Consider the following 26,838-nt stretch of genomic DNA (forward strand, 5'->3'; position numbering starts at 1 on the left):
ACACACGCCGCCGGACCCGGCGAGCCTGTGCGAGTGGAGCGACGATTGGCCAGACGCGTATTCGAAATTGCGAAGGACCTCGACATCAACTCCAAGGCGATCGTGGCGAAGTGCCGCGCGGAGGGGATCCCCGAGGAGGTCATCAAGAACCACATGTCCACGGTGTCGGCCGGGCTTGAGGCGACGATCCGTGAGTGGTTCACCGCCGGGGAGGCGGCGACCGCGGTCGAAACGACGGACCGCGTGGACTTGGACAAGGTGCGCGCCAAGCCGCGGCGTCGTTCGCGGAAGTCGGACGGCTCGGACGACGCCTCCTCCGGGGATGTATCGGACTCGACGACGGCGACGCTGGAGCCGAGCGTTCCGGCCGCGCCGGAAGCGCCGCGTGCCCGTGCGCTTCCGAGGCCCGCGCCCGCCGCGCCGGAGGCGCCTGCGCGAGCGGTCGTCCCCCCCCCCACGGTGGTGGAGAGGGCGGCCGCTCCGGCGGAGGCGCCCGCGCCGCCGTCCGAGGCGGCGCGCCCCGCGGCATCGACGTCCGCGCCGCCGGCGCCCCCTGCGCCGCCAGCGCCGGTCGTGCCCGCGCCGCAGAACGTGCCCGACCGTCCGAAGGTGGTGAAGCCCGCGGGTCCGCAGTTGCAGGATCCTGCGCGCGTGAAGCTGGCGGGTCCGAAGGTCGTGCGCATCGAGGCTCCGGAAGCGATCGAGGCGCCGCGTCCGCGAAGCCCGCGCACCGGGCCGCCGATGGGCGGTCGCGGCGTTCCCGGCCCGATGGCGGGCGACGTGATGGACGATCGGACGCGCAGCCCTCGTCGGCGCGGCGACCGGGCGTCCAAGGCACGTCCCGCGACCGCGGCGCCCCAGCAGCCCCGGCGAAAGACGGACTCGGACGAGTGGCGTCCCGGCCCCGGCCACTTCACCGAGGCGGATCTGGCCGAGCGCGAGGCGCGGTTGCAGCGATCGGGCGGCTACCTGAAACAGCGGCGTCAGCAGGCGAAGCTTCGCGGGCAGACGCAGGCGGGGGATCGGCCTGCGACGCCGGCGGAGATGGGGGGGAAGGTCCGGATCGCGGCCCCGTTCACGATCAAGGATCTCTCGGCGGCGACGGGCGTGAAGGCTGCGGAGATCGTCAAGAAGCTCTTCCTGCAGGGCATCATGGCGACGATCAACTCGGGGATCGATACCGAGCGCGCCCAGGAGATCATGATCGACTACGACATCGAGCTCGAGGTCGTCGAGTCGAAGTCGGCGGAGGAGAAGGTCTCCGCGGCGTTCGAGGGCCGCGAGATGGTGGACGAGCGACCGCGCGGCCCGGTCGTCACGATCCTCGGGCACGTGGACCACGGCAAGACGAGCCTGCTGGACCGGATTCGCAAGACGAACGTGGCGGCGGGCGAGGCGGGGGGCATCACGCAGGCGACGAGCGCGTTCCGCGTGCCGGTGCATGTCGGCGATGAGGAGAAGCAGATCGTCTTCATCGACACGCCCGGCCACGAGGCGTTCACGGAGATGCGTGCCCGTGGAGCGAACGTGACGGACATCGCTGTGCTGGTGGTCGCTGCGGACGACGGGGTGATGCCGCAGACGGTGGAGTCGATCAACCACGCGAAGGCGGCGGGCGTGCCGATCGTGGTCGCGCTGAACAAGATCGACAAGCCGGAGGCGACGGACGCGAACATCCACCGCATCCTCGGGCAGCTGGCGGAGCACGGGCTGAACCCGACGGAATGGGGCGGGGACACGGAGGTCGTGCGGACGAGCGCGACGACGGGCAAGGGCGTGCAGGACCTGCTCGAAGTGCTGGATTACCAGTCGCAGTTGCTCGAACTGAAGGCGGACTTCGGCGGCCCTGCGCGGGGGACGGTCATCGAGGCGCGCGTGCTCGAGGGCCGGGGGCCTGTGGCGAGCGTGCTGGTGCGCGACGGCGAGCTGAAGGTCGGCGACTTCGTGGTGGCCGGTCGCGCGTTCGGTCGCGTGCGCGACATCACGGACGACCGCGGTCGGCGTCTGAGGGACGCGCAGCCGCCGATGCCGGTGCAGATTTCGGGGCTGGACGAGCTCCCGGACGCGGGGGACGCCTTCTACTGCGTGTCGTCGCTCAAGCAGGCGCAGGACGCGGCCGAGCAGCGCAAGCAGCGCGACCGCGAGCAGCAGTTGGCGCAGCCGAAGGTCACGCTGGACAGCCTGTTCGGCCAGATGGCGGAGAGCGAGGTCAAGGAGATCCTGATCGTCCTGAAGGCGGACGTGCAGGGTTCGGTGGACGTGCTGCGGAACGAGATCGAGAAGGTCTCGACGGCGGAGGTGAAGATTCGCGTGCTGCACGCGGCCGTGGGCGGCATCACGGAGAGCGACGTGCTGCTGGCGGACGCGTCTCGTGCGGTCATCATCGGGTTCAACGTCATCCCGTCGTCGAAGGCGCGCGCGCTGGCGGACGCCAAGAGCGTCGAGATCCGCACGTACCAGGTGATCTACCACATCACGGAGGACGTGCGCAAGGCGGCGGAGGGCATGCTGGAGCCGGAGCTGCGCCAGGACATCCTGGGGCACGCCGAGGTGCGCCAGGTGTTCAAGGTCTCGCGTGTGGGTGCGATCGCGGGGTGCTACGTCACCGACGGGGTGGTGGAGCGCGACGCGCTGGTCCGTGTTACGCGCAACGGCGTCGTGATCGAGAACGACCGCAGACTCTCGCAGCTCAAGCGGTTCAAGGACGACGCCAAGGAGGTCCGCGCGGGCATGGAGTGCGGCATGAAGATCGACGGGTACGACGACATCAAGGAGGGCGACGTGCTCGAGTGCTACAAGAACGTGGAGGTCAAGAGGACGCTGTAGAAGGCGTGACGAAGTGAGGGAGTGACGGAGTCACGGATTGGGACCGGGACGCGGGGCGTTCGCGGACCGGGTGGGTCAAACACTTCGCCACTGCTCACATCGCCGCTCCGTCAGTCCTGCATTCCGCCATTCCCCATGGTGATCGGCGTGCTCCAGTTCGAGTTGGTGATCCCGGAGAGCGGGTCGCTCAAGGACAAGCGTCGCGTGGTGCGCTCGCTGCGGGACCGGCTGCACCGCGAGCACATGGTCTCGGTCGCCGAGGTGGCTGCGCAGGACTCGGTGAACATCGCGGTCATGGCGGCGGCGGTGGTCGCCACCGACGGGCGGCGCGCGGGGGAAGTGCTCGACCACGTCGCCGAGAAGCTCCGCTCGCTGCGGGACGCGGAACTGGGGAGCGTGCGGCGCGACATCCTGCAAGGGGAAGACGGATCGGTCGAGGGCGATGGGGAAGACGGGCAGGAGGATCGGGATGCGCTGGCCGTGGAGATGAGGCGGTATTACGAAGATCAGTCGGGGCCAGGGATGGCCCCGCCCCAGCAAGGCTCGGGGCAGGGAGCGGAACCGACCCTGAAGAGCGAGACATTGACACGGAAGGAGGCGCGGCCGTGAACCGGCGGGCCGAGCGGGTGGCGTCGGCGGTGCAGGCCGCGGTGCAGACCGTGCTGGCTCGGGGGTTGTCCGATCCTCGCGTTCGCGGGCTGATCACGGTGACGGGGGTGACGGTGACGGACGACCTGCGGCAGGCGTTCGTGCGGGTGTCGATCATGCCCGCGGAGCACGAGGAGTTGACGATGCACGGTCTGCGTGCTGCGTCGGCGCACGTGCGCCATGCGATCGGCGATGCGCTGGACATGCGGCGCACGCCGGAGATCGAGTTCCGGCTCGACCGTGCGACGAAGCGCCAGGCGGCGGTGCTGGAGGCGTTGGAGAAGGCGCGGCGGGTGACGCCTCCCGTCGAGGCCGAACGCGGAGGCGCACCGAATGCCGAGGAGGGGGGGGCGTGAGCGCGACGGATCGAACACGGGAGCTGCGTTCGCTGCTGTTCCGGCTGCGCAAGCGCTTGAAGCCGCTCGGGTCCGGGCACGCGGGCACGCCGCCGGAGGGGACGGACCCGGTGGTGCACGAGCTCGTGTACTCGTTCCTGGCGTGGGAAGCCTCGGCGCCGCTCGCGACGGGCGCGCTGAACCGGATGCAAGGAGCGGTGGTCGATTACAACGAGTTGCGGGTGTGCTACCCGCAGGAGCTCGCCTCGCTGATGGGTGAGGGTTACCCGCTGGCGTTGGAGCGTGCGACGAGGCTGCGTGCCGCGTTGACCGAGGTGTACCGGCGCGAGCACGGGATCGCGCTGGCGCGTCTGGTTGATCTGCCGAAGCGCGACGCCCGGGTGTACCTCGAAACGCTGGAGGGTGTGCCGCCGTTCGTCGCTGCGCGGGTGGTGCTGCTCGCGCTCGGCGGCCACGCGGTCCCGCTGGACTCGGTGCTGCACGGGCTGCTCGCGGCGGAAGAGGCGGTCGAGCCGGGGAGCACGGTCGCGGATGCGATGGGCTGGCTGGAGCGGACGCTCCGCGCGAAGGAATCTGAAGAGGCGTACCTGCTGCTCGAGGCATGGCGGAAGCGCAAGGCGCCGAAGATTGGAACGGCGGAGGGCGCGAAGGCGAAGCGAACGGGAAAGGCACGGGGTTGATCGCGAGAGGACGGACGGAGCGATGACGATGCGGCCGCGCCATCCTGGGTCTCACGCCACGCGGCCGGCCGCGGCCGTCATCGCGGCGCTGCTGCTCGGTGCGGCCGGATTCGCGCCGGGGTGCGCATCGCGCGGGGGACCGGGTGCGACGCGATCGGAGACGGACCGTCAACCGGCGTCGAAGGGCGCGGAGGAGCGGCTTCGCTGGCTCGCGGCCGCGCAGGAACGGCAGCCGAACCGACGCGCCGCATCGCTCGGGCCTCCGCCGGGCATCGACCCGCTGGTGCTTCAGCCGATCGAGCGTGAGAGCGAGTCGTGGCGTCGGGCGATGCTGAGCCACGAGGACGCCGTGCGCGAGGCGGCCTCGTCCGCACGCCCGGTCGAGAGCGTCGAGCCTTCGGCGAGACGCGACGACTCGACGGACGCGCTGCGGCTGTACGCCTCGGGCCGCCAGAGGCTGTTGGACGGCGACGCGGTCGGCGCGGTGCGCGACCTCGAACGGGCGACGATCCTCGACCCCGGCTCGGCGGAGGTGTGGCGTGCGCTGGGCGCGGCGCAGGGCGCGGCGGGCCAGACGAGCGGGGCGATGGCGTCGATGCGAAGGGCGGTTGCGCTCGGGCTGGTGGATGCGCAGGCGTTCGCCGCGCTCGGCCGACACGCGCTGCGCCTGGGCGACGATGCGGACGCGGTCGCGATGCTCTCCCGCGCGCTGGCGTCGAACCCGAACGAGTCGGACCCCGCGCTGCGAACGGTCGTGCTGATCGACCTCGCGGACGCGCTGCACGAGCAGGGCTACCTGTCCGCGAGCGCGGAGGCGGTGCGCCGTGCGATCGAGCAGCCGGAGCGCATCTCCGGCTCGACGGCGTACCGTGCGGAACTGGGCGCGATCGTGCGCCGGGCGGGCGAACTCTGGCGTCGCGTGGGCGACGACGCGTGCAGGCTCGGCGACTTCGATCGTGCGTTGTCGGCGTATCGGCGCGCGGCGGCATCGCCAGCGCTGGACCCCGGCGCCGTCGCGCCGCGCCGCGTGTACGCCTCGCTGCGGCTGGGCCGGTCCGCGGAGGCCGCGCTGGCGATCCTCGAGGAGTTCCGCCACGAGACGGGGCGGACGGACCCTCGCCTGGTGGGGCTTGTTCGGCACGTGGCTTCCGGGGGCGAAGCGGAAGCGCGTCTTCTCGCCGAGGCCATCGGCGAGCAACTGCGTGCGCTCGGCGTGGACGCGCCCGCGAGCCTTGCGGCGCGGCTGGTGCGGGCGAAGGCGGCCGCGTTGCCGCCCGCCGAGGCCCGTCGCGCGCTGCGGGAGCATCTCTCCGTGCGGCCGACGGACGCCGATGCGCTGGACGACCTGCTGCGGCTCGCGTCGGGGCTTCGTGCCGCGGCCGAGGAGACGGTCGCGCTCGCCGAGAGGCACCCCATCGAAGCGGATGAGTTCGCGGCGGCGCTGCTCACCGTGGCGCCGAGCGCGGACGCCGCGATCGGAGCCGTGGAGGGGCGCGGCGCGGGAGCGCTGGTTCGCGCGTTCCTGTTGATCGGCGCCTCGCGGCCGGACGAAGCGGTGGAGGCGGTCGCGGGCGGTGCGCCGCGCGGGGTTGCGCCGGAAGGGTGGGCGTTCGCGCAGGTCGCTGCCGCGACGGCGGCGGGTCGATGGGCGGACGCGGAGCGTGCGCTGAGCGCTCTCGAGTCGCCTCGGTCGGCGTCGCAGCGGCACGCGCTGGTGCGTTCGTTGCGGGCGATGCAGCGGTTCGCGGCCGCGCTGCGCGAGGTGGAGCCGCTGCTCGGCCCCGGGGCCGGGGTGGACATGCTGGTGCGCGGGTCGGAGTTGTACCTCGGGTTCGGGCGTGCGGCGGAGGCCGAGGCCCTGCTCGGGCGTGCGCACGCGCTCGACCGCTACGACGAGCGTGTGTACGAGGGCCTGCTCTCGCTGTACCAGCAGGGCTCGCCGCTGGAGAATCCGCAGCGGCAGGCGGCGGTGGCGCGCGAACTGCGCGAGACGATCCCGTCGAGCCGTCTGCTGCGCTGGCTGGCGGCGCAGGAGTTGGCGCAGCGCGGGCTGCTGGACGAGGCGGAGCGCGCGCTGCTGGACCTTGCCTCCGAGGGCCGCGGCACGGAGCGCGCCGTCGAGATGCTGGTGCAGGTGTGGGACGCGGTCGCGCAGCGCGATGGGCCGGACGCCCTGGCGGACGCGGAGGCGTGGGTGCGCGGGCGAGTGTCGGAGCGTCCCGGCAACGCGGTGCTGAACGCGGCGCTGGCCCGCGTGCTGCTCGCACGGGGGAAGGTCGACGAGGGCGTGGCGTGCCTTGCCGGGCGGCGCGATCTCTCGCCGAACCTGGCGAGGCTGCACGAGCAGGTGCTGCGGTCGGTGCTCGGCCGCACGGACGAGGCGAACGGGCTTGCATTGACGCGGCTGTTCGCCTCGCCGCCGACGATCGACAACTCGCTGGAGCTGGCGGGCGTGCTGGCGCAGTCGGGGATGTTCGCCGAGGCGGTCGAGCCTGTCGCGAGGGCGGTTCCGGCGGGCGTGACGCTGACGGCGCGGCAGAAGTCGTCGCTGCTGGCGGTGCTGGCGATGGTGGGCGAGGCGGCGACGGCCGGGGGCGATACGGACGCGGCCCGGGCCGGGCTGGCGATGATGGACGGCGTGCTTTCGCGCGGGATCGACCTGCCGTGGCCGTTCCATCGGGCGCGGTGGGGCATGATGGACGACGTTCCGGGCGTGCCCGAGAACGCCTTCGCGGAGGCGGCGATCTCGCTGGTCGAGGCCGCGCCGGACGTCGCGTCGATCGAGGAACTGATCGGCCCGCCGCAGGACGGGGCGCCGGCGTGGACGCTCGACACGGCGCGTGCGGAGCTCGCGTACATGCTGGCGAGCACGCTGTGGAGCACGGGGCGGGAGGAGGCGTCGCTGGCCGTGTACCGGGCCGCGCTGCGCTACAACCCCGAGCACGCGTGGTCCAGCAACGACCTCGGCTACTTCCTCGTGGAGCGCGGCGAGGACATGGCCGAGGCGGAGCGGCTGCTGGAGCAGGCGTACCGGCTCAGGCCGGACGAGGCGAGCATCGTCGATTCGCTCGGGTGGCTGCGCTACCGGCAGGGGCGGTTCGAGGACTGGCAGGACGACGACGGCACGCGGCACGAGGGGGCGATCTCGCTGCTGCGCCGGGCGACCCAGCTGCCGTCGGGCGTCGAGAACCAGACGCTGCACGACCACCTGGGCGACGCCCTCTGGGCGGCGGGGCGGAAGCAGGAGGCGATCTCGGCGTGGCAGCGGGCCGACCGCTGGGCGACGATCGCGCTCACGCGGCTCGTGGGGGAGCCGGACTCGCCGCGCCAGGCACGGCTCAGGGAGCAGCACGCGCGGATCACGGCCAAGCTCCGGGCGGCGCGCGAGGGCGGAGAGCCGGAGATCGCGCCGCTCTTCGGATCGCCCGGCGGCGGGGGCTGACGGCGGAAGGCGGGCGAGGAGCCGCGGAGAATGAGGGAAGGATCGGGAGCCGCGACGGAGCGGCGGGGCGCCCGGGGCGGCGCCCGGGACGAACGCGAGGAGGCGCCGGTGGCCGGACACAGCAAGTGGGCCAACATCAAGCACCGCAAGGAGAAGCAGGACCGCAGGCGCGGCAAGGTGTGGTCCAAGTGCTCGCGGGCGATCATCGCGGCTGCCCGCGCGGGGGGGGGTGACCCGGCGACGAACCTCGCGCTGCGCTACGCCATCGACGAGGCCAAGTACGCCAACATGCCCAAGGACACCATCCAGCGGGCGGTCGAGAAGGGCGCGGGCGGCGGCGGCGGCGAGAACTACGAGACCGTCACCTACGAGGGCTACGGGCCGGGCGGGGTCGCGGTGCTGGTCGATGCCCTGACCGACAACCGCGCCCGCACCGCGCCCGACCTGCGGCTGATCTTCTCGAAGCACGGCGGCAACCTGGGGAGCACGGGTTCGGTCGCGTTCCAGTTCGAGACGCGGGGGCGCGTGGTGGTCGATGCCGCGCTCGCGGACGAGGAGCGGATCATGCAGATCGCGCTCGACGCCGGGGCGGACGACGTGCAGCCGCCGGAGCCGGACGACGACGGGCCGGGGTTCTGGACGCTGCTGGTCGAGCCCGCCGGGCTGCTGCGGCTGAAGGAGGCGCTGGAGAAGGCGGGCATCGAGCCGGCCGAGGCGGAGATCGCCCGCATCGCGCAGCAGACGACCGAGGTCCGAGGCGAGGACGCCAAGCGCCTGCTGGCGCTGATCGACGCCCTCGAGGACAACGACGACGTGCAGAAGGTGTACACGAACGCGGAGGTGGTGGAGTAGTCGTCGGGCATCGGGCGAGGCGCGACGCCCGGTCCCGATGGTTTCATCCCGCGCGCGCGATCCCCGCTCTTCCCGGCGCCTGGTGCCTTCCCCGTGGGCTTGATGCTCCTCCTTTTCGTCGGCCTCGTGCTGCTCTGGGCGGCGACGGTCGCCTGGACGGCGTGGCTGCTCACGCACCCGCCGCGGCGGACGATCGCGTGGGCGATCTCGCGCGGCGTGCCCGCGGACCCGTCGCAGATGCCGGCGCCGCGGCGCTTCGGCGAGTGGACCTTCCGCACACGCGGCCTCGACCTGCCGGTGTGGGACGTGCAGGGCGACGACCCCGGCGGGCCGGTTGTGGTGATGACCTACGGCTGGAGCGACTCGCGCATCGGCGCGCTGCGGCGGCTGGAGGCGGTCGCGCCGGTCGCGTCGCGGGTCATCGTGTGGGAGCAGGAGGGGCACGGCGACCCGCACGACGTGCCGGGCCTCTGCCGCCTCGGCACGCGCGAGCCGGACGACCTGTGCGCGCTGCTGGAGCGCATCGACGACGGCGGGCGCGGGCCCGCGGGGGTGGTGCTGTTCGGGTGGTCGCTGGGGGCGGGGGCGTCGATCGTCGCGGCGGCGCGCGAGGGGGCGCGTCGGCGTGTGCGGGCCGTCATCGCCGAGGCCCCCTACCGCTTCGCGCCGACGCCCGCGCGCAACGTGCTCCGCCTGCGCGGGATGCCGTGGCGGGCGACGCTGATGCCGGCGATGTGGCTGATCGGCGTGGTGCAGCGGAACCCGCCGAACTGGGGCACGGGCCGCGCCTTCGACCGCGCCGCCCACGCCGCCCGCCTCGCCTGCCCGCTGCTCGTGCTGCACGGCACGGACGACGAGGTCAGCCCGGTGCGCGACGGCCGCGAGATCGCCGCCGCGGCCCCGCGCGGACGGATCGTCGAGATCGAGGGGGGGAGGCACAACACGCTGTGGACGGACGATGGGCAGAGGGCGAGCGCGGAGGCCGCGGTGCGGGCGGCGATCGGCGGGAAGGGTTGAGCGCGGAGGATGCAGAGGGGCTTGGAGCCGCTGTTTGACACTCTCTTCTCAGATCAGGTATGCTAACGTCATCCGTACCGGCTCGCCCCCGAAACCGTGGAGGATTCGCCTTGTCGCCACAACCTCCGGTTGAGACCGCTGCACAACTGGGCTTCGCAACCCCCGTCATCCATGACCGGTTCTCGGAGGATACCGAGGTCGTCATCGCACAGGGCGACTGCGCTGAGACCTTGCGGACCCTCCCTTCGGGGTTCTGCCAACTCGTCATCACTTCCCCGCCGTACAACATCGGCAAGGAGTACGAGCGGGCCACTGAACTTGACAGGTATCTCGAAGCGCTGTCGCCCGTTGTGGACGAGCTGATCCGAGTCCTGTCGCCGCGTGGTTCGCTCGTTTGGCAGGTCGGCAACTACGTCGAGAACTCCGAGATTTTCCCGCTCGACATTTTCTACTACCCGTTCTTCAAGAAGCACGGGCTCAAGCTGCGCAACCGCATCGTGTGGCATTTCGCACACGGACTGCACGCAAGCAAGCGGTTCTCCGGACGCTACGAAGTGCTGCTGTGGTTCACGAAGGGAGATCAGTACACGTTCAACCTTGATGACGTGCGTGTTCCCTCGAAGTACCCGGGCAAGCGGCACTTCAAGGGCGAGAAGTACGGCCAGCCTTCGGGCAATCCGCTCGGCAAGAACCCCTCCGACATCTGGACCATCATGGCTCATGAGTGGGAGACCGGCCTCTGGGACATCCCGAACGTGAAGGCCAATCACCCGGAGAAGACGAACCATCCGTGCCAGTTCCCGATTGAGCTCGTCGAACGGTGCGTACTCGCGCTCACCTCGCCGGGAGACTGGGTGCTCGACCCGTTCTCCGGCGTCGGTTCCGCCATGCTCGCCGCATTGCGCCGGAATCGCCGCGCGATCGGTTGTGAGCTTGACCCGCAGTACAACTCCATCGCGAGACGACGGATCGAGCAGTTCTTCGCGGGCGAACTGCCGTACCGTCCGCTCGGCAAGCCTGTCCACCAGCCCTCGGGTCGGGAGAAGGTGTCACAGATTCCCGCCGAGTGGCGGCAGGACGTGGACCAGTGAGAATCGTCGGCCGGTACTCATTCAAGGACGGAGAGCGCATCGTGACGCGGGAGTATGCGCCCCTGCTCCGCGAAATCGAGGCGGCGATCGGCGCGGTCGATGCAGCACTATACAAGACCAAGGAGAGCCTCGAGAAAACGATGGCGGGGAAGATGCTCTTCAACCCGATCTCCATCAACAGGGCCTTCAAGGAGCAGTTCGGATCGCGCGGATGGGTTCCGATCCGCGTGCGATGCGACTACTCGACGGAGCATTACGTCGCGGGCTACGAACCCAAAGCGCTCAACGCCGGCGCATTCCGCGAGATGGACTTCGTCAAGGACGAACTCGGCGTCGAGGTTCAGTTTGGCAAGTACGCCTTCATGGTTTACAACGTCTGCGCCAAGATGACCATCTTCAAGAACCTCGCCCACATCAAGGCGGGGGTCGAGATCGTGCCGGTCAAGGCGTTCGCAGACGAGATGTCCAGTGGTGTGTCGTACTTCGAGCAGTTCGTGTGGGACTTGAACGCGCGGGGGGTAGCGGATATCGACGTGCCCGTGTTGATCCTGGGGATAGACGCTTGACGTCTCGGCGGCACCGGCCTCCCAAAGCGGAGGTCGGTGGCACGGGGAATGTCACCCGATGGTGCCCCGGCCGCCCAGGTAGGGGCGCAGGGGGGAGGGCACGGTGACGGTGCCGTCGGCGTTCTGGTGGATCTCGAGGATGGGGATGAGCAGGCGGGGGCTGGCGGCGACGGTGTTGTTGAGGGAGTGGCAGAAGGCGGTCTCGCCGCGGCCGGCCGCGCCGCCGGGGCGGGTGCGCATGTTGAGGCGGCGGCACTGGAAGTCGGAGAGGCGGCTGGCGGAGTGGGTCTCGCCGTAGGCGCCGCGGGCGTTCTCGCCGCGGCCGGGCATCCAGCACTCGACGTCGATCATGTCGGCGTTCTTGGGGCCGAGGTCGGCGGTGCAGCAGCGCAGCAGGCGGTAGGGCAGGCCGAGCGACTGCAGGAACTCCTCGACGTACCCGATCATCCGGGCGTGCCAGGCACGGCTCTCCTCCTCGTCCGGTCGGCAGATGACGACCTGCTCGACCTTGTCGAACTGGTGGATGCGGTAGAGGCCGGCGGTGTCCTTGCCGGCCGCGCCCGCCTCGCGCCGGAAGCAGGTGCTGACGGTGCAGTAGCGCAGGGGCAGGTCGGCCCCGTCGATGATCTCGCCCGCGTGCAGGCCCATGAGCGAGACCTCGCCGGTGCCGGTCAGGTAGAGGTCGTAGCCCCCCCCTCGCGAGGTCTCGGCGACGTGGTAGGCCTGCTCGCGGCCCGCCGGGAAGAAGCCCGTGCCGACCATCGCCTCCTCGCGCACCAGCACGGGCACCGTCAGGGGCGTGAAGCCCCTGGCGGCGATGAAGTCCAGGGCGTAGCCCAGCACGGCGTGGTGCAGGCGCGCCCCGTCGCCGCGGAGGACGTACGACCGCGAGCCGGCGAGCTTCACGCCGCGCTCGAAGTCGGCGAGTCCCAGCCGCTCGACGAGTTCGAGGTGCGTGCGCGGCGCGAAGCCGCGCTGCTCGGCGAAGGGGACGGCCGGGTCGAAGCCCGGCGGGTTCCAGCGGCGCAGCTCGACGTTGTCGTCGCTGGACCGGCCGCGGGGCACGTCCGGGTCCGGCGGGAGGGGCACCTGGAGGAGCAGCGCGTCGATCTCGGGGTCGAGGGCGGCGGCCCGGGCCTCGAGCTCCTGGACGCGGGCCTTGAGCGCGGCGGGGCGGGCCTTCAGCTCGTCGAGGCGTGCTTCGAGCGCGGCTCGCTCCGAACCCTCGGCCTTCCCGATCCGGGCGGCGAGGCGGCCGATCTCGGGGCCCGACTCCCTGGCGATGCGGTTCTGCTCGGCGCGGAGGGATTCCATCTCGGCGAGGACCGCCCGCCGCCGGGCGTCGAGTTCGAGGAGGCGGTCGATGTCGGCGTCGATCTTCTTGAGGCGCGCGCCCTCCCGGTAGCGGTCGGGTCGCTCGCGCAGGTCGCGCAGGTCGATCATGGGCGGCAGTGTAGCCGGCGCGAGCAACCGCCCGCCGCCCCATCCCTTACCATGAAGCACGGCGGCAGCCGTCGGGAGGCGACCACGCGCGATGAGCCGGATGCGGATCAGGCCGATGGAGGGGGGCGGGCGGCCCATCCCGCTGGATTTCGAGCCGGTCTCGCTGGGCCGGCACCCGGCGAGCACGCTGCGCGTGGAGGACGAGCGGGCCAGCCGCAAGCACTGCGTCATCGAGCCTGCGGCGGAGGGGCAGTGGGTGGTGCGCGACCTCGGGTCGCGGAACGGGACGAAGCTGAACGGCCTTGCGATCGATGAGGCGGTGCTGACGCCGGGCGACGTGATCCGGATCGGCAAGGCCGAGTTCGTGGTCGAGGAAGCGCCGGGCAACGGTGAGGAGGCGTCCGGGACGAAGGCCGGCGACGCGGAGGGGGGGGCGGTTGACGGCGGCGGCTCGGCGTGGGTGGTGGAACTGGAGGGCGTCCTCGGCGGGCTGCCGCCGAAGGGCGAGACCGCGCCGGACATCACGCCGATCTTCGCCAACGGGAAGCCTTCGGCCGCGCTCAAGAGCGGCGGCGACGGGCCGCGCTGCCTGACGCTGCTGCTGCAGATCGCGTCCAAGGCGCGGGCGACGGACATCCACATCGAGCCGAAGCAGGACGCGGCGCAGGTGCGGATGCGCGTGGACGGGCAGATGGTGTGGATCGTGGACCTGCCGCGCCGGACGGGCGAGCTGGTCGGGGGGATGATCAAGACGCTGTGCCTGATGAAGACGGCGGCGAGCGACTCGGTGCTGGACGGGCACTTCTCGGCGCGGTTCCCGGATCGGCGGGTGGACTACCGGGTGAGTTTCACGCCGTCGGTCCACGGGCAGAAGCTCGTGGTGCGCGTGCTGGACGACCGGGAGATCCCGCACTCGATCTCGGAACTGGGGCTGGCGCCGTGGATGGAAGAGCGGCTGCGGCGCATCTGCGAGGCGGACTCGGGCCTGCTGCTGAGCGTGGGGCCGACGGGCAGCGGCAAGACGACGACGCTCTACAACGTGCTGCGCGGGATCGACCGCGAGAAGCGGAACGTGATCACGATCGAAGACCCGGTCGAGTACCACGTCGACGGGGTGACGCAGATCCCGATCAACGAGCAGCGCGGCAACACGTTCCACTCGCTGCTGCGGTCGGTGCTCCGGCAGGACCCGGACGTGATCCTGCTGGGGGAGATTCGGGACGAGGAGACGGCGCGGACGGGGATGCAGGCCGCGCTGACGGGGCACGTGGTGCTGAGCACGCTGCACGCGAAGGACACGATCTCGGCGGTGTTCCGGCTGCTGGACCTGAAGATCGAGCCGTACCTGGTGGCGAACGCGCTGGACCTCGTGCTGGCGCAGCGGCTGGTGCGGATGCTGTGCGAGCAGTGCAAGCGGGAGGTGCCGGTCGCGCCCGGGCAGGCGACCCGGATCGGGAAGTACCTCGGGGGCCGGACGAAGACGAACGTGGCGGTGGGATGCGCGGCGTGCCTGAAGACGGGCTATCGCGGGCGGCGGGCCATCTTCGAGATGCTGGACTTCCGCAACGACGAGCTGCGCGACGTGGTGCTGGGCGAGCCGAGCGTGCAGGCGATGCGCAAGATCGCGTCGCAGGGGCTCTTCATCACGCTGCAGCAGGCGGGGTGGAAACTGGCGGCCGAGGGCGTTGCGAGCCTGGACGAGGTGGAGCACATCGCGGGGTGACTTCCCGACAACCCCTTACTCCAGCCCGAAGCGTGCAACCGGCACCGTGCCGGGCACGGACGATCGCTCCACGCGACCGCGGCGCAGGCACGAGACGAGGTCTGCCATGTCCGGCGGCACCGGCGCGGTGAAGACCATCGGCTCGCCCGAGGCGGGGTGCTCGAAGGCCAGCAGGCCGGCGTGCAGGGCCTGGCGAGCGATGACGGTGCGCCCGGTCTCGTCGGTGAAGGGCCGGCCGCCGTACATGTCGTCGCCGACGATGGGCCAGCCGAGGTGCGAGAGATGGACGCGGATCTGGTGCGTGCGGCCGGTCTTCAGTTCGAGTTCGACAAGCGAGAAGCGACGGAGCGACGGCGCGACGGCGTGACGGGGCCACGACTCCGGCAGTTCGTAGCGTTCGTGCACGCGGCAGATCGTTACGCTCGGGCGGCCGAGGTCGTCGTGGCGCACGACCTGCTTCTCGCGGTAGCCCTTCTCGCGCGAGGGGTGAGGGCCGATGGGCAGGTCGATGACGTCCGTGACCGGCTCGACCCGACCTTGCACGACGGCGAGGTAGCGTTTGTCCACGGTACGTCGCTCGAACTGACGACCGAGCCGCCAGTGCGCCTCGTCGTCCTTGGCGAAGACGATGCAGCCGGAGGTGTGCCGGTCGAGCCGGTGGACGACACCGGGGCGGGCGAACTCTTCCCCCACCGCCGAGAGGCTGCCGCCGGAGACGTTGCGGAATCGCCAGGCGAGGCCGTTGATGAGGGTGCCGGAGAGTTCGGAGCGTGCGGGGTGGACGATGACGTCCGGCGCCTTGTTGAGGACGATGAGGCGGGCGTCCTCGTAGAGCACGTCGAGGGGCATCTCCTCGGGCTGGAGCCCCTTCTCCTGAGGGGGGGGGACGACGACCTCGACGCGGTCGCCAAGCCCGAGTCGGGTCGATGGCTTGGCGGGCCGATCGTTGACGGTCACGCCGCCGGACTCGATGAGCCGCTGGAGCCGGGTGCGGCTCATGAAGGTGATGCGGCTGGTGAGATAGACGTCGAGACGCGCGTGGAGGTCGCGCTGGAGCGTGAAGGTCACGCGGGGGAGTCGCTCGTCCTCGTCCGATTCGGCGTCGGCGGCGGCCGCCGCCCGCTCACGGGCGCGCTCGACGGCGCGCCGGATGGCGTCGGGGTCCACCTTGCCGCCGGGGAGCAGGAGGTCCTCGCCCAGCGACGCCTGCACGGTATCGGGGTTGTCAGGTCGGGCGGTCATCGACCGTCGTCGTCGGGGCCGTCGGCCTGCTCGGAGACGCGTCCCTCCGGCTCGCCTTCCGCGCCGGCCGGCTGGTCCGCTGCTTCCGGCGCGGGCGGCCCGGCTTCCCCCGATTCCATCAGCTCGTCGAGCGTGGGCGGTCGCGGCGCGGGCAACTCCGGGAGCGGCGCGAGATCGCTCGCGCGATACAGACGGATCGGCGCGGCGCCGTTCGCGAGCGCCGTGATCCGTTCGCGTGCGATGACGACGTGCTGCGGGTAGCCGCGTTTCTCGGCGAGCATGAGGGCCTGGTCGAGGACATTGCGCGCGGCTTCGAGGTCGCCCACGCACTCCGCGACCGCGGCCAGGCCGTAGAGCGCGCCGAGCGTGTGCAGCGTCATGGCGGGGTTGCCGACGGTGTCGGCGTGCGCCCGGCGGTAGAGCCGCTCGGCCTCGTCGAGGAAACGGGCGCGCTCCTCGGGCTTGAGTTCGTCCTCGGGGTCGAGGACGACGCCGCCGGGGCCGAGCTCGGAGCCCGGGCGCAGGTTGCGTCGCACGGCCCGCAGGTACTCGTCCGCGGCGGCGAGGCGTGCCATCGCGCCGATGCCGCGCACGTCGCCGAACGCTTCCGCGATGCCGACGAGGGACTCCGGGCTCGGGTTCGACGACATGGCAACCACGGTGAACTGACGGAAGGCGTCCGCGGTGCGCTCGCGCCTGGCCTCCTGCTGTCGGGTGTAGAGGAAGTAGCCGACGGCCGCGATCGCGAGGATCAGCAGGACCGGCGTGCTCCACTTGCGCAGGAAGTCGACGAACTCGACGTTCAACCGGGATTCGTCGAGTCCCGCGCCCTCCTTGATCTCGGTGTGCCGTTTGTCGATCGCCATGTCGGCGGGTCTCCGTGGTGGGTCGAGAAGTGTAGGGCGGGGGTGGGAAAGGGACCGGGCATCGGGCACGAGCCGGCGGTGCAGAAGCGGTCGAGGGCGGCGAACGGCTACCAGAACTTCCAGGGGCGAGGGTCGTCGAGCATCGAGCGCGGCACGAGGCGCTCGCGGATGAGGGCGGCCAGCGCGGCGACCCCCTCGGCACGCTGGGCGCAGACGACGGCATCGGCGTGCCACCCGGGCAGGCCGAGGTCGGCACGGAGGGCGACGCGCAGCACGCCGACGGTGGCCGGCAGGTCGAGCGTGGGCGGCGGCGTGCGTGCATCGCCGCAGAGCAGGACAAGGTCTGCGGCGCGGACGAGGGTGAGCGCGATCTCGACTGCCTCGCTTTCCGCGGGGTTGTCCGTTTCGCGCAGGCCTGGGCAGTCGGCGTATCGGACGACCAGGCCCGCCAGTTCCAGCAGCACGCCGACGTGGTCGCGGGTCGTGCCCGGCTCGTCGGCGACCAGGGCGACGGTTCGGCCGGCGAGCGCGTTGAGGAGGGTGGACTTGCCGACGTTCGCGGGGCCGATCGCCGCCACAAGGGGGGGGGTGAGGAGCCGTCGCAGCGTCGCACCGTGTGCCCCGTCAGGGGCGGGGTGGTCCTCCGGCGGGTCGGGCGTGCCGGCCTCCGCCCAACGCCGCGGCTGATCGGCGAGCAGGTCGATGGCGAGCGGGCTGGCCGCGCGGGCGATCGCGTCGAGCATCCGTGCTTCGAGCGAGGTCGCCGCTTCGGGATGCTGCGATCGTGCGTCGCGACCTTCTTGTATGCCCGCGCCTGTCAGGGCCCGGCCGATCGCCCGTACGACGTGGGTTCCCGCGTGGGGCATGAGTTGCAGGGTGTGCGTGCGCGGGCGCGCGACGAGGCCGCGATCGATGCCGAAGAGGTCGCGCAGGCCGAACCGCCCCACGGCCACCGGCGTGATGCCCGTCGCGGTGAAGATGCCTTCGGCATCGCCCTCGATCTGGATGATGGCGATCGCGCCCGGGCCGCCCGGCGTCTGGAGACTCCAGGACGCGGGCATGGTCATGCGCCCTCCGCGTCCCCCGCGGCCATGGCGGCCTCGACCGCGGCCTGGATGCCGATGAGCTGCAGGTCCGGCACGATGTCATCGACGAGGCCGTCGTCTTCGAAGAGCGTCGCGGCGTCGCCGCCGGTGGCGATGACCTGGGGGTACGCGCCGTAGACCTCGGCGTAGCGTTCGACGAGCATGCGGACCATGCCCTGCGCCGCCGCCCGCACGCCGAGGATCATGGCGTGGCGCGTGTCCTTGCCGATCGGGCCGCGGTCGGGGCCAGGCGGCTCGTGTCGCAAGGCGGGGAGGGCGGCGGTGGAGCGATGCAGGGCGTCGAGCATGGCGTTGAGGCCCGGCGCGATCGCGCCGCCGTGGAAGACGCCTTCGCCGTCGATGAAATCGACGGTGATGGCGGTGCCGGCGTCCACGATGACGCACGCCTGTCGCGCACGGGCGAACGCGGCGATGGCGTTCAGGGCACGGTCCTGACCGAGTGTCGAGGCGTCGTCAAGCGAGTGCGTGAGGTCAAGGGGCAGTCCGTCTCCCACACGCTCGATGCGGGCGTTGACCCTCTCCGACAAGGCCTCGAGGAGGGGCCGAGCGAACGGCTCGTTGACGGATGCCACCGCGACAACCTCCACGCCTGCCGCGTCCGGTCCGATGCGCTCCGCCAGAGCGGCGGGGTCGAGGTTCGGCTCCGCGTGGGATCGAAGCAGTTCTCGCCCGCGGAAGGTTGCCCAGCGGGTTCTGGTGTTCCCCACGGCCAGGGCGAGAATCGGCAGGTTGCTCGAGAATCCCGGCTCGTGCATCCGGCGAGCCTATGCGCTCCACGAACGGGGGGCTTCCCGGGTAGAGTCTGGCCGATGGTCGGCTGTGCGGTTGACACTTCGGTCGAGCGGGTCCAGATGGGGGACATGCGGTTCCCGCTGGGGGTTTATCCCGTGGAGCCGATGCAGCCGGTGCAGGGGTACACGCTGACATTCGAGCCATCGGACGGGGACGACGACGAGGGCGACTGGGAGGAGTGGCCGGACCGCTACGTCTTCGACGCGGTGATCTCGGCCGAGCGCGTCGAGCCGCTGTGCCGGATGCTGTTCTCGCTGATGCCCGGACGGGTGTACCCGATCCTTGACGTGATCGGGCGTGACGCGTACCGGGAGATCGACCCGTACGTGGCGTATGACCCGATCGCGCTGGATCGGTTTCTCGACGCCGTGCGGGCGTTTCGGGGGTTTTTCTTCGAGGACGGGATGTGCGGCTTCGGTGCGATGAGCCAGGAGCCGTTCTTCTATGTTTTCGTCGACGAGCACAAGATCGTGACGATCCGTGGGCAGGCCGACCTGAAGGAGAAGATCGAGGGCGTGCTCCAGGCGTTTGACCTGGCCGTGTGCGAGGAGCCTGCCGGAGCGGATGCGGCCGTTCACGAGCACCGGAGCGTGGTGATCGCGCCTGAGGATCGCCCGGAACTGCTGAGTTTCGACGAGATCGTCGAGCGGTTGCGGCACGACTGGCGGCTGGTGCTGAACATCGACCCCGATACCAACGTGGACGACGACGGTCGAGACCTCGGCGTGACGGGGTGGCGGTGCATCGCGGTTGCGCGGTTCGAGGGGGATGGGGCGCCGAAGTACGCGGAAATCCTGCTGCGGGCCGGGTCGCTCAACGACGCCGAGGACCTCGCGCAGGAGGCGACGGACGGGCTGATCGACGCCCTGGAAGGGCCGGAGTGCATCGAGGCGGAACTGGTGGCGACCGATCGGCTGCGACCCGAGACTCTGAAGGCGCTCGCCAAGCAGGCCGGCGCAAAGCTCAAGGGCCAGATGTCCCGAGTCGGAGTCGTGTCGGCCCGTTTCCTCTGAATGGCCGCGTTTTGTTTGGACTGAAGGTGGGGTCGTGGAATAGACGGACGGCCGCGAGGGGGCCGATCGGGCGAGTTGTCCGCGACGGGGAGTTGCGTTTCGCCGATCGGTCCTCTATGTTGTTGGCCCGTAGGCAGGGACTAACCTGCGGGCCGGCCCGGCGACGGGCCTGACGAACGCGGCGGGAAGGGCGGCGAAGCGCCCTCCCTCACCCACCTGCAAGCACACACGACCCCGCGCGGGTCGGACGGGATGCGCCACGACGGCCGCCCGACGCACAGCCTGTCGGAGAACTGCTCATGCTGTCGAACAAGCCACGCTCGGTTCGTTCCCTCCTCGCGGCTGCGGCGGCCTTCGCGGGCGCGCCGTGCATCCTTGTCGCTCCGGCCATCGCGCAGGCGACGATGCCGGCGGCGACCGCCCAGAGCGCGAGCGATGTGCTCGAGCGCGTGGACGAGCTGCTCAAGTCCGGCAAGCCGGTCTACGCGAGGCACCTGCTCGAAACGCTGCACGAGCGCGACGGCGGGCGTTCGCTCAGCGACCCCGAGCGGGCGCGGCTGATCTCGCTGCTCACCTCGTCGAGCCGCATGATCCGCGCGACGAGCGAGATCGAACTCAGCCTGCAGAAGGCGGAACTCGCGATCGACACGGGCGACCTCCGCGTTGCGAATCGTCACCTCGACGCGATCGAGCGCACCCCGTCGGTCGAGCCGTCGGATGCGGCTCGCGCGAGCGAACTGCGGACGAAACTGGACGCGAAACGGGCTGACCTTGCCCCGTTGATGGCCGGGCGCGCCGGCGATGCGGAGCAGGCGTTCGAGTCGGGCGACTTCGCGCGTGCCAAGGCGATTCTCACCGAGATCGACCGCTCCGGCGTGGACCTTGACGAGGCTTCGGCCGCGAAGGTCGCCGCATACCGGGAGCGGCTCTTCGACCTGGAGTCCGTCTCGCCGCGCCTGATCGACGGCGGCGCGTTGGCGGCCGGCGCGATGCAGCCGGGCGTGGTGCGCCGGCAGGAGAACGGGACGCCGCCGGCGTCGCAGGGTGAGATGCAGGAGGTTCAGCCCGCGTCGCAGCCGGCGGCCCAGCCCTCCGCGCAGGAAGAGGCCCAGCCCGCCCCACAACCCGAGCCGATGCCGAGCCAGGACGACCTGATCGAGCGTGCGCTGCGGTACGAGGCCCAGAGCGAACTGGCGCAGGCGGACCGTGCGTTCGACGAGCGGCGCCTGAACGAGGCGCTCTCGCGCTACGACCGCCTGCTGAGGCAACTCCGCCGGCACCTGACGCCCGAGCAGGCGGCGCACGCGGAGAACCGTCTCGCGGAGACGCAGATCCTGCTCCGGGGCCAGCCGGGGGGGGTGCTGATCGACGACACGATCGAAGGCCGGCAGATGGCGCTGGCGCAGAAGCGTGCGGAGTTCCGCAACGAGATGGACCAGGCTGAGCGGGCGCTGGCGAGCGGCGACACGCAGCGGGCGCGAGACCTGGCGGCCAAGGCGCAGCTCACGCTGAACACGGCGCGTCAGGTGATGAGCGACGCGGAGTTCGAGACGCTCACCAAGCAGGTCACGGACCTGCGCGGGCGCATCGGGCGGACGGAGGAGCAGCTGCGCATCGCCGAGACAAACGAGCGTGAGCGTCGGCTGGCCGAGGAAGCGAGGCGGCAGTCCACGCAGATGCAGCAGGACCGCGAGCGGAAGATCGTGGAGGCGCTCGACCGGGTGCGCGCGCTGCAGGCTGAACTGAAGTACGACGAGGCGCTCCAGATCGTCGAGGACCAGATCCTGTTCCTGGACCCGATCAATCCCGCGGGCCTGCTGCTGAAGGACCTGCTGCGCGATGCGATCATCTACCGGCACATGAACAAGATGGCGCAGGAGCGCAACTTCGGGTTCATGTACCAGGGGATGGAGAACGCCGAGGCGTCGATCCCGCCTCGCGGCATCATCAACTACCCGCCGGACTGGCCAGCGATCAGCTTCCTTCGCGGCCAGGGCATCGGCTACTCCGAGAGCGCGGAGGACCGTCGCGTGCTGGCGCTGATGGACCGTCAGCGCGTGCCGGTGACGTTCCAGAACAACACGCTCGCGGACGTCTTCGCGTTCATCGAGCAGGTCGCGCAGGTGGACATCGACGTGGACTGGGACTCGCTGGAGGAGATCGGCGTCGAGCCGTCCACGACGGTCTCGCTGAACCTGCGGAACGTTCCGCTCAAGTCGGTGATGGACCGGGTGCTGGACAAGGTCAGCTTCAGCCCGATCACGCGTGCGGGCTGGGCGGTGAACGACGGGACGATCCAGGTGGCGACCGAGGAGAAACTCCGGCGGCACACGATCATCGAGATCTACGACATCCGCGACCTGGTCTTCGAGGTGCCCAACTACGACGAGGCGCCGGAGATCGACCTGCAGTCCGTGCTCCAGAGCGGGCGGGGGGGCGGCGGCGGCGGGCAAAGCCCGTTCCGCGACAACCAGCAGCAGGACGTCGAGCGCGAACCGCTGCAGGACCGCATCGACCGCATCAAGGACATCATCACCCGCAACGTCGATGAGGAGAGCTGGCCCGAGGGCGGCGGCACCACCGGCTTCATCCAGGAACTGGGCGCGAGCCTCATCATCCGCAACACGCCCAAGAACCACCGCGAGATCCGCGGCCTGCTCAGCAAGCTGCGCGAGGTTCGCGCGATGCAGATCAACGTCGAGACGCGGTTCCTGCTCGTGAGCCAGGACTTCTTCGAGCAGATCGGGTTCGACCTCGACGTGTACTTCAACGCGAACAACAACCAGTTCCGGGCCGCGGGCGCGAACGACCCGACGCTGCGTGCCAGCGACTTCTTCGACTTCCCGGGCGGCGTGCGGGGCAGCGTGACCGGGCAGGTCGCGCCGACCGCCCCCGTGACCGGCGGGGCGGACGGGACGCAGATCACGCAGGGCGTGGTGCGCCCGAGGCCGTGGTCGCCGATCGGGTTCCCGCAGAACTCGCTCGGCCTCGCCTCTTCGCTCATGCCCCAGGAGGGCATCGCCGGCGCGGTGCTCGGTTCCGCCCCCGCGCTGGGCATCGCGGGGCAGTTCCTCGACGATATCCAGGTGGACTTCCTGGTGCAGGCGACGCAGGCCGACCGCCGGTCGATCTCGCTGACCGCTCCGCGGCTCACGTTCACGAACGGGCAGACCGCGAACATCTACGTCGTGACGCAGCAGTCGTTCGTCTCCGACCTTGAGCCGGTGGTGAGCGACTCGGCGGTCGGGTTCGATCCGACGCTCGACGTTGTGGCCGAGGGCGTCGTGATGCTGGTCGAGGGCACGATCTCCGCTGATCGCCGCTACGTGACGCTGAACGTGGACACGGCGACGTCGCAGATCGTCGACATGGGGAGCGAGGAGGTCGTGGCGGTCGCGGGCGGCCAGCTGGTCAGTTCGCAGATCGCCCAGTCCGCGATCCAGCTGCCGATCGTGACGGTGACCCGCGTGCAGACGACGGTGACCGTTCCGGATCAGGGCACGGTGCTGCTGGGCGGCCAGCGGCTCGTGAACGAGACCGAGGTGGAGACGGGCGTGCCGGTGCTGAGCAAGATCCCGATCCTCAACCGCTTCTTCTCGAACCGGATCGAGGCGCGCGAGGAGCAGACCCTGATGATCCTGATCAAGCCGACCGTGCTGATCCAGCCGGAGCAGGAGGAGCGTGCCTTCCCGGGTCTGGGCGAGTCGCTCGGGGTGAACTTCGGCGGGTGACGGCGGGCTTCGGGATGGAACGGGGCGAGCGCGGAGCGTTTCGCCTAGACTGGCGCGTGGCGGGTGGCCGCGCGTGCCACGGGTTGGTTCGCGCGGTCGGACCGGCAGGAGATGCACGATGGCCCCCGCGGATTCAAGGCTCCGCGTCCGCAGAACGGACGGCGTGACGCAGATCGAGTTCGTCGATCGCAACATTCTGGACGAGGCGAACATCCAGTCGATCGGGGAGGAGATCGCCTCGATCATCGAGGCGGAGGAGAAGCCGAAACTGCTGATCAGTTTCGCCAACGTTGACCATCTCTCCTCGGCCGCGCTGGGGACACTGATCACGATCAACAACAAGGTCCGCAGCCGCGACGGGGAGCTGCGCCTGGCGGACATCGACCCTCAGATTTACGAGGTCTTCGTCATCACTCGGCTGAACAAGCTGTTCCAGATCCTGGATACCTCTGAAGAGGCGATGAGGAGCTTCTGACCGTCCGGCCGGCCCCCGGGCCGTGCGGGTCGGCGACCCGTGGCCCGTGCTCGCCGCGCCGGTCGGCGCACGGCACGCCGATGTCGCAGGATCAGCGCCACAGCACGACGTCTGCCACGATCGAACTGGTCAACGACCGGGACGCGATCGACTCGGTCGAGGACCGGATCGTTGAGCTTGCCGAGGCGGCGGGCTTCTCGAAGAGCGCCCGTTTCGCGCTGCGGCTTGCGGTTGAGGAGGCGATCATCAACGCCTTCAAGCACGGGCACGCGACGCTCTCGCCGGACACGCCGGTCACGGTCGAGTACGAGGTCGGTCCTTCGCGGGTCTTCGTCGCGGTCGAGGACCAGGGGCCGGGGTTCGTGCCCGAGGCGGTGCCGGACCCGACGCTCGACGAGAATCTGGAACTTCCCTCGGGACGCGGGCTGGTGCTCATCCGCGCGTACATGACCTCGGTCACGTACAACGAGCGGGGGAACCGAGTGGAGCTGGTTCTGGAGCGCAAGGGATAGGCTCGGCTCGGGCTTGTCCAGTTCAGAGCGTGGCGATATCATGGAATGATTCTAAAACGCAAAGCCGGCCCTGCCGGATGGGGATGCTGCCATGGTGAAACTCCCGATCTACATGGACCACGCGGCGACGACGCCGTGCGACCCGCGGGTGGTCGAGGCGATGCTGCCGTATTTCACCGAGAAGTTCGGCAACCCCGGGAGCCGCAACCACCGATTCGGGTGGGAGGCGGAGGAGGCGGTCGAGCGAGCGCGGGAGCAGGTAGCCTCGCTGCTCGGGGCGGACCGCAAGGAGATCATCTTCACGTCGGGCGCGACGGAGAGCAACAACCTGGCGATCAAGGGTGCGGCGAGCATGTACGCCAAAGCGCCTGCGGGCAGCGAGAAGCGGGGGCATATCGTCACGTGCCGCATCGAGCACAAGGCGGTGCTGGACCCGTGCAAGCGGCTGCAGAAGGAGGGTTTCGAGGTCACGTTCCTCGACCCTCCGCGCGATGGCGTGATCACGCGGCAGATGGTCGAGTCCGCCCTGCGCGAGGACACGATCCTGGTGTCGATCATGTGGGCGAACAACGAGATCGGAACGATCAACGAGGTTCCGGCGATCGGGGCGCTCTGCCACGAGCGGGAGATCGTCTTCCACACGGACGCGACGCAGTGGGCGGGCAAGATGCCGACGGACGTGGAGCGTGACAACGTGGACCTGCTCTCGATGAGCGGGCACAAGATCTACGGGCCGAAGGGGGTGGGCGCGCTGTACGTCCGGCGCCGGCGACCGCGGGTGCGGCTCACGGCCGTTCAGGAGGGCGGGGGGCAGGAGCGCGGCTTCCGCTCGGGCACGCTGAACGTGCCGGGCATCGTGGGGCTTGGGGCCGCCGCCGAGATCTGCCGCACCGAGATGGACACCGAGCGTGAGCGGCTGCTGCGGTTGCGTCAGCGGCTGGAGAAGGGCATCACGTCGCGTCTGGACGTGGTGCAGGTGAACGGGCACGCCGAGAAGCGGCTGCCGCACCTGGCGAACGTCTCGTTCGGTTTCGTCGAGGGCGAGAGCCTGATGATGGCCTGCAAGGACGTGGCGATGAGCAGCGGGTCGGCGTGCACGTCGGCCTCGCTCGAGCCGAGCTACGTGCTCAAGGGCCTCGGCGTGGGCGACGACCTGGCCCACAGCTCGCTCCGCTTCAGCCTCGGGCGGTGGACAACGGAGGAAGAGGTGAACTACGTGATCGACAACGTGGTGAATGCGGTCGAGAAGCTCCGGCTGCTCAGCCCGCTCTACGACATGCACAAGGAAGGCATCGACATCACGAAGATCGAGTGGCAGGCGCACTGAGCCTGAAGTGACGGAATGACGAAGCGATCGAGTGGGAGAGCGGGCGATCTCCGGACGAGGTGAATCATGGCGTACAGCAGTAAAGTGATCGACCACTACGAGAACCCGCGGAACGTCGGCTCGTTCGGGACAACGGGCGAGGTCAAGCAGCGCAAGGACGTCGGCGTGGGGCTTGTCGGCGCGCCGGAGTGCGGCGACGTGATGCAGCTTCAGATCCGCGTCAATCCCGACACCGGCGTCATCGAGGACGCCCGCTTCAAGTGCTTCGGGTGCGGGTCGGCGATCGCGTCCAGTTCGCTCGCCACCGAGTGGCTCAAGGGCCGCACCGTGGACGAAGGGCTGGCGATCAAGAACACGCAGATCGTCGAGGAGCTGAGCCTGCCGCCGGTGAAGATTCACTGCTCGGTGCTCGCCGAGGACGCGATCCGTGCGGCGATCGAGGACTACAAGCACAAGAACGGGCTTGGCGCGGAGGCGGCGAGCGACGCCCGCGCCCGCTGACGTCCGCGCCCGCTGACGTCAGCGCCCGCTGACGCCCGCGAACCGACCCGCCGCCGCCCCGCGTAGAATGTGCATCGACGGGCCGAGGCCCGAGGAGCCAGCATGAGCACAGCCGACACGCAGACAACGGGCATCATCCTGACCGAGACCGCCGCGCGAGAGATCCGCACGATCATCGAGCAGCAGGAGCTCGATGCGGAGAAGGTCCGGCTGCGGGTGGGCGTGAAGGGTGGCGGGTGCTCCGGCTTCAGTTACGTGCTGGACCTCACCGAGACCCAGAAGGAGACGGACGAGGAGTTCGAGCAGCACGGGATCAGGATCATCTGCGACCCCAAGAGCCTGCTCTACCTGGGCGGCACCACCATCGATTTCCGAGACGAGATCATGGGCCGGGGATTTGTCTTCCAGAACCCGAACGCCCACACCTCCTGCGGGTGCGGGTCGAGTTTCTCCGTCTGAAGCGGCTTGGCGGCCCCCACTGCCCTGCAACGCCTGTCCGACCCGCGCCATTCCGCCTGCAAGGGCGGAATTTGCTTTCCAAGGCGATCCGGGGTTGATAATCTGGACAACAGCGGCCACAGTCCCTCGACCCTGCGGAGGGCGGTCTCGGGGGCTGTCCCGGGGTGGTT

General features: G+C 70.4%; 21 protein-coding genes. 16 read left to right on the forward strand and 5 right to left on the reverse strand.

Annotation, left to right across the window (positions count from 1 at the left end; genetic code table 11):
* Nucleotides 1-27 precede the first annotated feature (27 nt).
* The 8 genes from infB to FBT69_09225 all read left to right on the forward strand — a co-directional run bounded on the left by infB (nt 28) and on the right by FBT69_09225 (nt 11,478).
* Nucleotides 28-2,826: a translation initiation factor IF-2 gene (gene infB / locus FBT69_09190; GenBank protein MDL1904967.1), complete on the forward strand. Its 2,799-nt coding sequence runs from the start codon at nt 28-30 to the stop codon at nt 2,824-2,826.
* Between the two features lie 135 nt (nt 2,827-2,961).
* Nucleotides 2,962-3,435, forward strand: coding sequence for a DUF503 domain-containing protein (locus tag FBT69_09195; GenBank protein ID MDL1904968.1), 474 nt, complete (start codon nt 2,962-2,964; stop codon nt 3,433-3,435).
* Nucleotides 3,255-3,830: a 30S ribosome-binding factor RbfA gene (gene rbfA, locus FBT69_09200; protein MDL1904969.1), complete on the forward strand. Its 576-nt coding sequence runs from the start codon at nt 3,255-3,257 to the stop codon at nt 3,828-3,830. The genes FBT69_09195 and rbfA overlap by 181 nt, the downstream gene beginning before the upstream one ends.
* 531 nt (nt 3,831-4,361) lie before the next feature.
* Nucleotides 4,362-7,952, forward strand: coding sequence for a tetratricopeptide repeat protein (locus FBT69_09205; protein ID MDL1904970.1), 3,591 nt, complete (start codon nt 4,362-4,364; stop codon nt 7,950-7,952).
* A 108-nt stretch (nt 7,953-8,060) separates the two neighbouring features.
* On the forward strand, nt 8,061-8,804 hold the full coding sequence (locus FBT69_09210; protein ID MDL1904971.1) for a YebC/PmpR family DNA-binding transcriptional regulator: 744 nt from the start codon (nt 8,061-8,063) through the stop codon (nt 8,802-8,804).
* A gap of 93 nt (nt 8,805-8,897) precedes the next feature.
* The gene (locus FBT69_09215; protein ID MDL1904972.1) at nt 8,898-9,821 is read left to right on the forward strand and encodes an alpha/beta hydrolase; all 924 of its coding nucleotides are present in this window, start codon (nt 8,898-8,900) and stop codon (nt 9,819-9,821) included.
* 59 nt (nt 9,822-9,880) lie between these two features.
* On the forward strand, nt 9,881-10,912 hold the full coding sequence (locus tag FBT69_09220) for a site-specific DNA-methyltransferase (protein MDL1904973.1): 1,032 nt from the start codon (nt 9,881-9,883) through the stop codon (nt 10,910-10,912).
* A complete protein-coding gene (locus FBT69_09225; GenBank protein ID MDL1904974.1) occupies nt 10,909-11,478 on the forward strand; it encodes a restriction endonuclease in 570 nt (189 codons plus the stop codon). The genes FBT69_09220 and FBT69_09225 overlap by 4 nt, the downstream gene beginning before the upstream one ends.
* Nucleotides 11,479-11,529: 51 nt before the next feature.
* Here the strand turns inward: FBT69_09225 and serS are convergent, their stop codons facing one another.
* Nucleotides 11,530-12,921 carry a serine--tRNA ligase gene (gene serS / locus FBT69_09230; GenBank protein ID MDL1904975.1) on the reverse strand — a complete coding sequence of 464 codons (1,392 nt, stop codon included), beginning with the start codon at nt 12,919-12,921 and terminating at the stop codon, nt 11,530-11,532.
* A gap of 91 nt (nt 12,922-13,012) precedes the next feature.
* On the opposite strand from serS, the gene FBT69_09235 reads away from it, so the two are divergent.
* Nucleotides 13,013-14,644 (forward strand): FHA domain-containing protein, encoded by a 1,632-nt coding sequence (locus FBT69_09235; protein ID MDL1904976.1) that lies wholly within the window; start codon nt 13,013-13,015, stop codon nt 14,642-14,644.
* A 15-nt stretch (nt 14,645-14,659) separates the two neighbouring features.
* Here the strand turns inward: FBT69_09235 and FBT69_09240 are convergent, their stop codons facing one another.
* The 4 genes from FBT69_09240 to FBT69_09255 all read right to left on the reverse strand — a co-directional run bounded on the left by FBT69_09240 (nt 14,660) and on the right by FBT69_09255 (nt 18,613).
* Nucleotides 14,660-15,886: an RluA family pseudouridine synthase gene (locus tag FBT69_09240; GenBank protein ID MDL1904977.1), complete on the reverse strand. Its 1,227-nt coding sequence runs from the start codon at nt 15,884-15,886 to the stop codon at nt 14,660-14,662.
* Nucleotides 15,883-16,752, reverse strand: coding sequence for a hypothetical protein (locus tag FBT69_09245; GenBank protein MDL1904978.1), 870 nt, complete (start codon nt 16,750-16,752; stop codon nt 15,883-15,885). The genes FBT69_09240 and FBT69_09245 overlap by 4 nt, the downstream gene beginning before the upstream one ends.
* A 107-nt stretch (nt 16,753-16,859) precedes the next feature.
* Nucleotides 16,860-17,819, reverse strand: a complete 960-nt coding sequence (locus tag FBT69_09250; protein ID MDL1904979.1) for a hypothetical protein — start codon at nt 17,817-17,819, stop codon at nt 16,860-16,862.
* On the reverse strand, nt 17,816-18,613 hold the full coding sequence (locus tag FBT69_09255; GenBank protein MDL1904980.1) for a type III pantothenate kinase: 798 nt from the start codon (nt 18,611-18,613) through the stop codon (nt 17,816-17,818). Before FBT69_09255 ends, FBT69_09250 begins: the two co-directional genes overlap by 4 nt.
* A 54-nt stretch (nt 18,614-18,667) precedes the next feature.
* Between FBT69_09255 and FBT69_09260 the strand changes: the two genes are divergently transcribed.
* The 7 genes from FBT69_09260 (at nt 18,668) to erpA (ending at nt 26,668) form a co-directional block, all read left to right on the forward strand.
* Complete coding sequence (locus tag FBT69_09260; GenBank protein MDL1904981.1) at nt 18,668-19,663, forward strand: hypothetical protein; 996 nt, start codon at nt 18,668-18,670, stop codon at nt 19,661-19,663.
* A gap of 299 nt (nt 19,664-19,962) precedes the next feature.
* Nucleotides 19,963-23,394, forward strand: a complete 3,432-nt coding sequence (locus FBT69_09265; protein MDL1904982.1) for a hypothetical protein — start codon at nt 19,963-19,965, stop codon at nt 23,392-23,394.
* 118 nt (nt 23,395-23,512) lie between these two features.
* Nucleotides 23,513-23,869, forward strand: a complete 357-nt coding sequence (locus FBT69_09270; protein ID MDL1904983.1) for an STAS domain-containing protein — start codon at nt 23,513-23,515, stop codon at nt 23,867-23,869.
* Nucleotides 23,870-23,949: 80 nt separating this feature from the next.
* Nucleotides 23,950-24,381: an ATP-binding protein gene (locus FBT69_09275; protein MDL1904984.1), complete on the forward strand. Its 432-nt coding sequence runs from the start codon at nt 23,950-23,952 to the stop codon at nt 24,379-24,381.
* A gap of 94 nt (nt 24,382-24,475) precedes the next feature.
* Entirely contained in the window at nt 24,476-25,708 is a 1,233-nt protein-coding gene (locus FBT69_09280) for an IscS subfamily cysteine desulfurase (GenBank protein ID MDL1904985.1), read from the forward strand.
* Between the two features lie 66 nt (nt 25,709-25,774).
* Nucleotides 25,775-26,209: a Fe-S cluster assembly scaffold IscU gene (gene iscU, locus FBT69_09285; protein MDL1904986.1), complete on the forward strand. Its 435-nt coding sequence runs from the start codon at nt 25,775-25,777 to the stop codon at nt 26,207-26,209.
* A 102-nt stretch (nt 26,210-26,311) separates the two neighbouring features.
* Nucleotides 26,312-26,668 carry an iron-sulfur cluster insertion protein ErpA gene (gene erpA, locus FBT69_09290; protein MDL1904987.1) on the forward strand — a complete coding sequence of 119 codons (357 nt, stop codon included), beginning with the start codon at nt 26,312-26,314 and terminating at the stop codon, nt 26,666-26,668.
* Nucleotides 26,669-26,838 lie beyond the last annotated feature (170 nt).

The organism is Synechococcales cyanobacterium CNB (assembly GCA_030263455.1).
Taxonomy (GTDB): domain Bacteria; phylum Planctomycetota; class Phycisphaerae; order Phycisphaerales; family UBA1924; genus CAADGN01.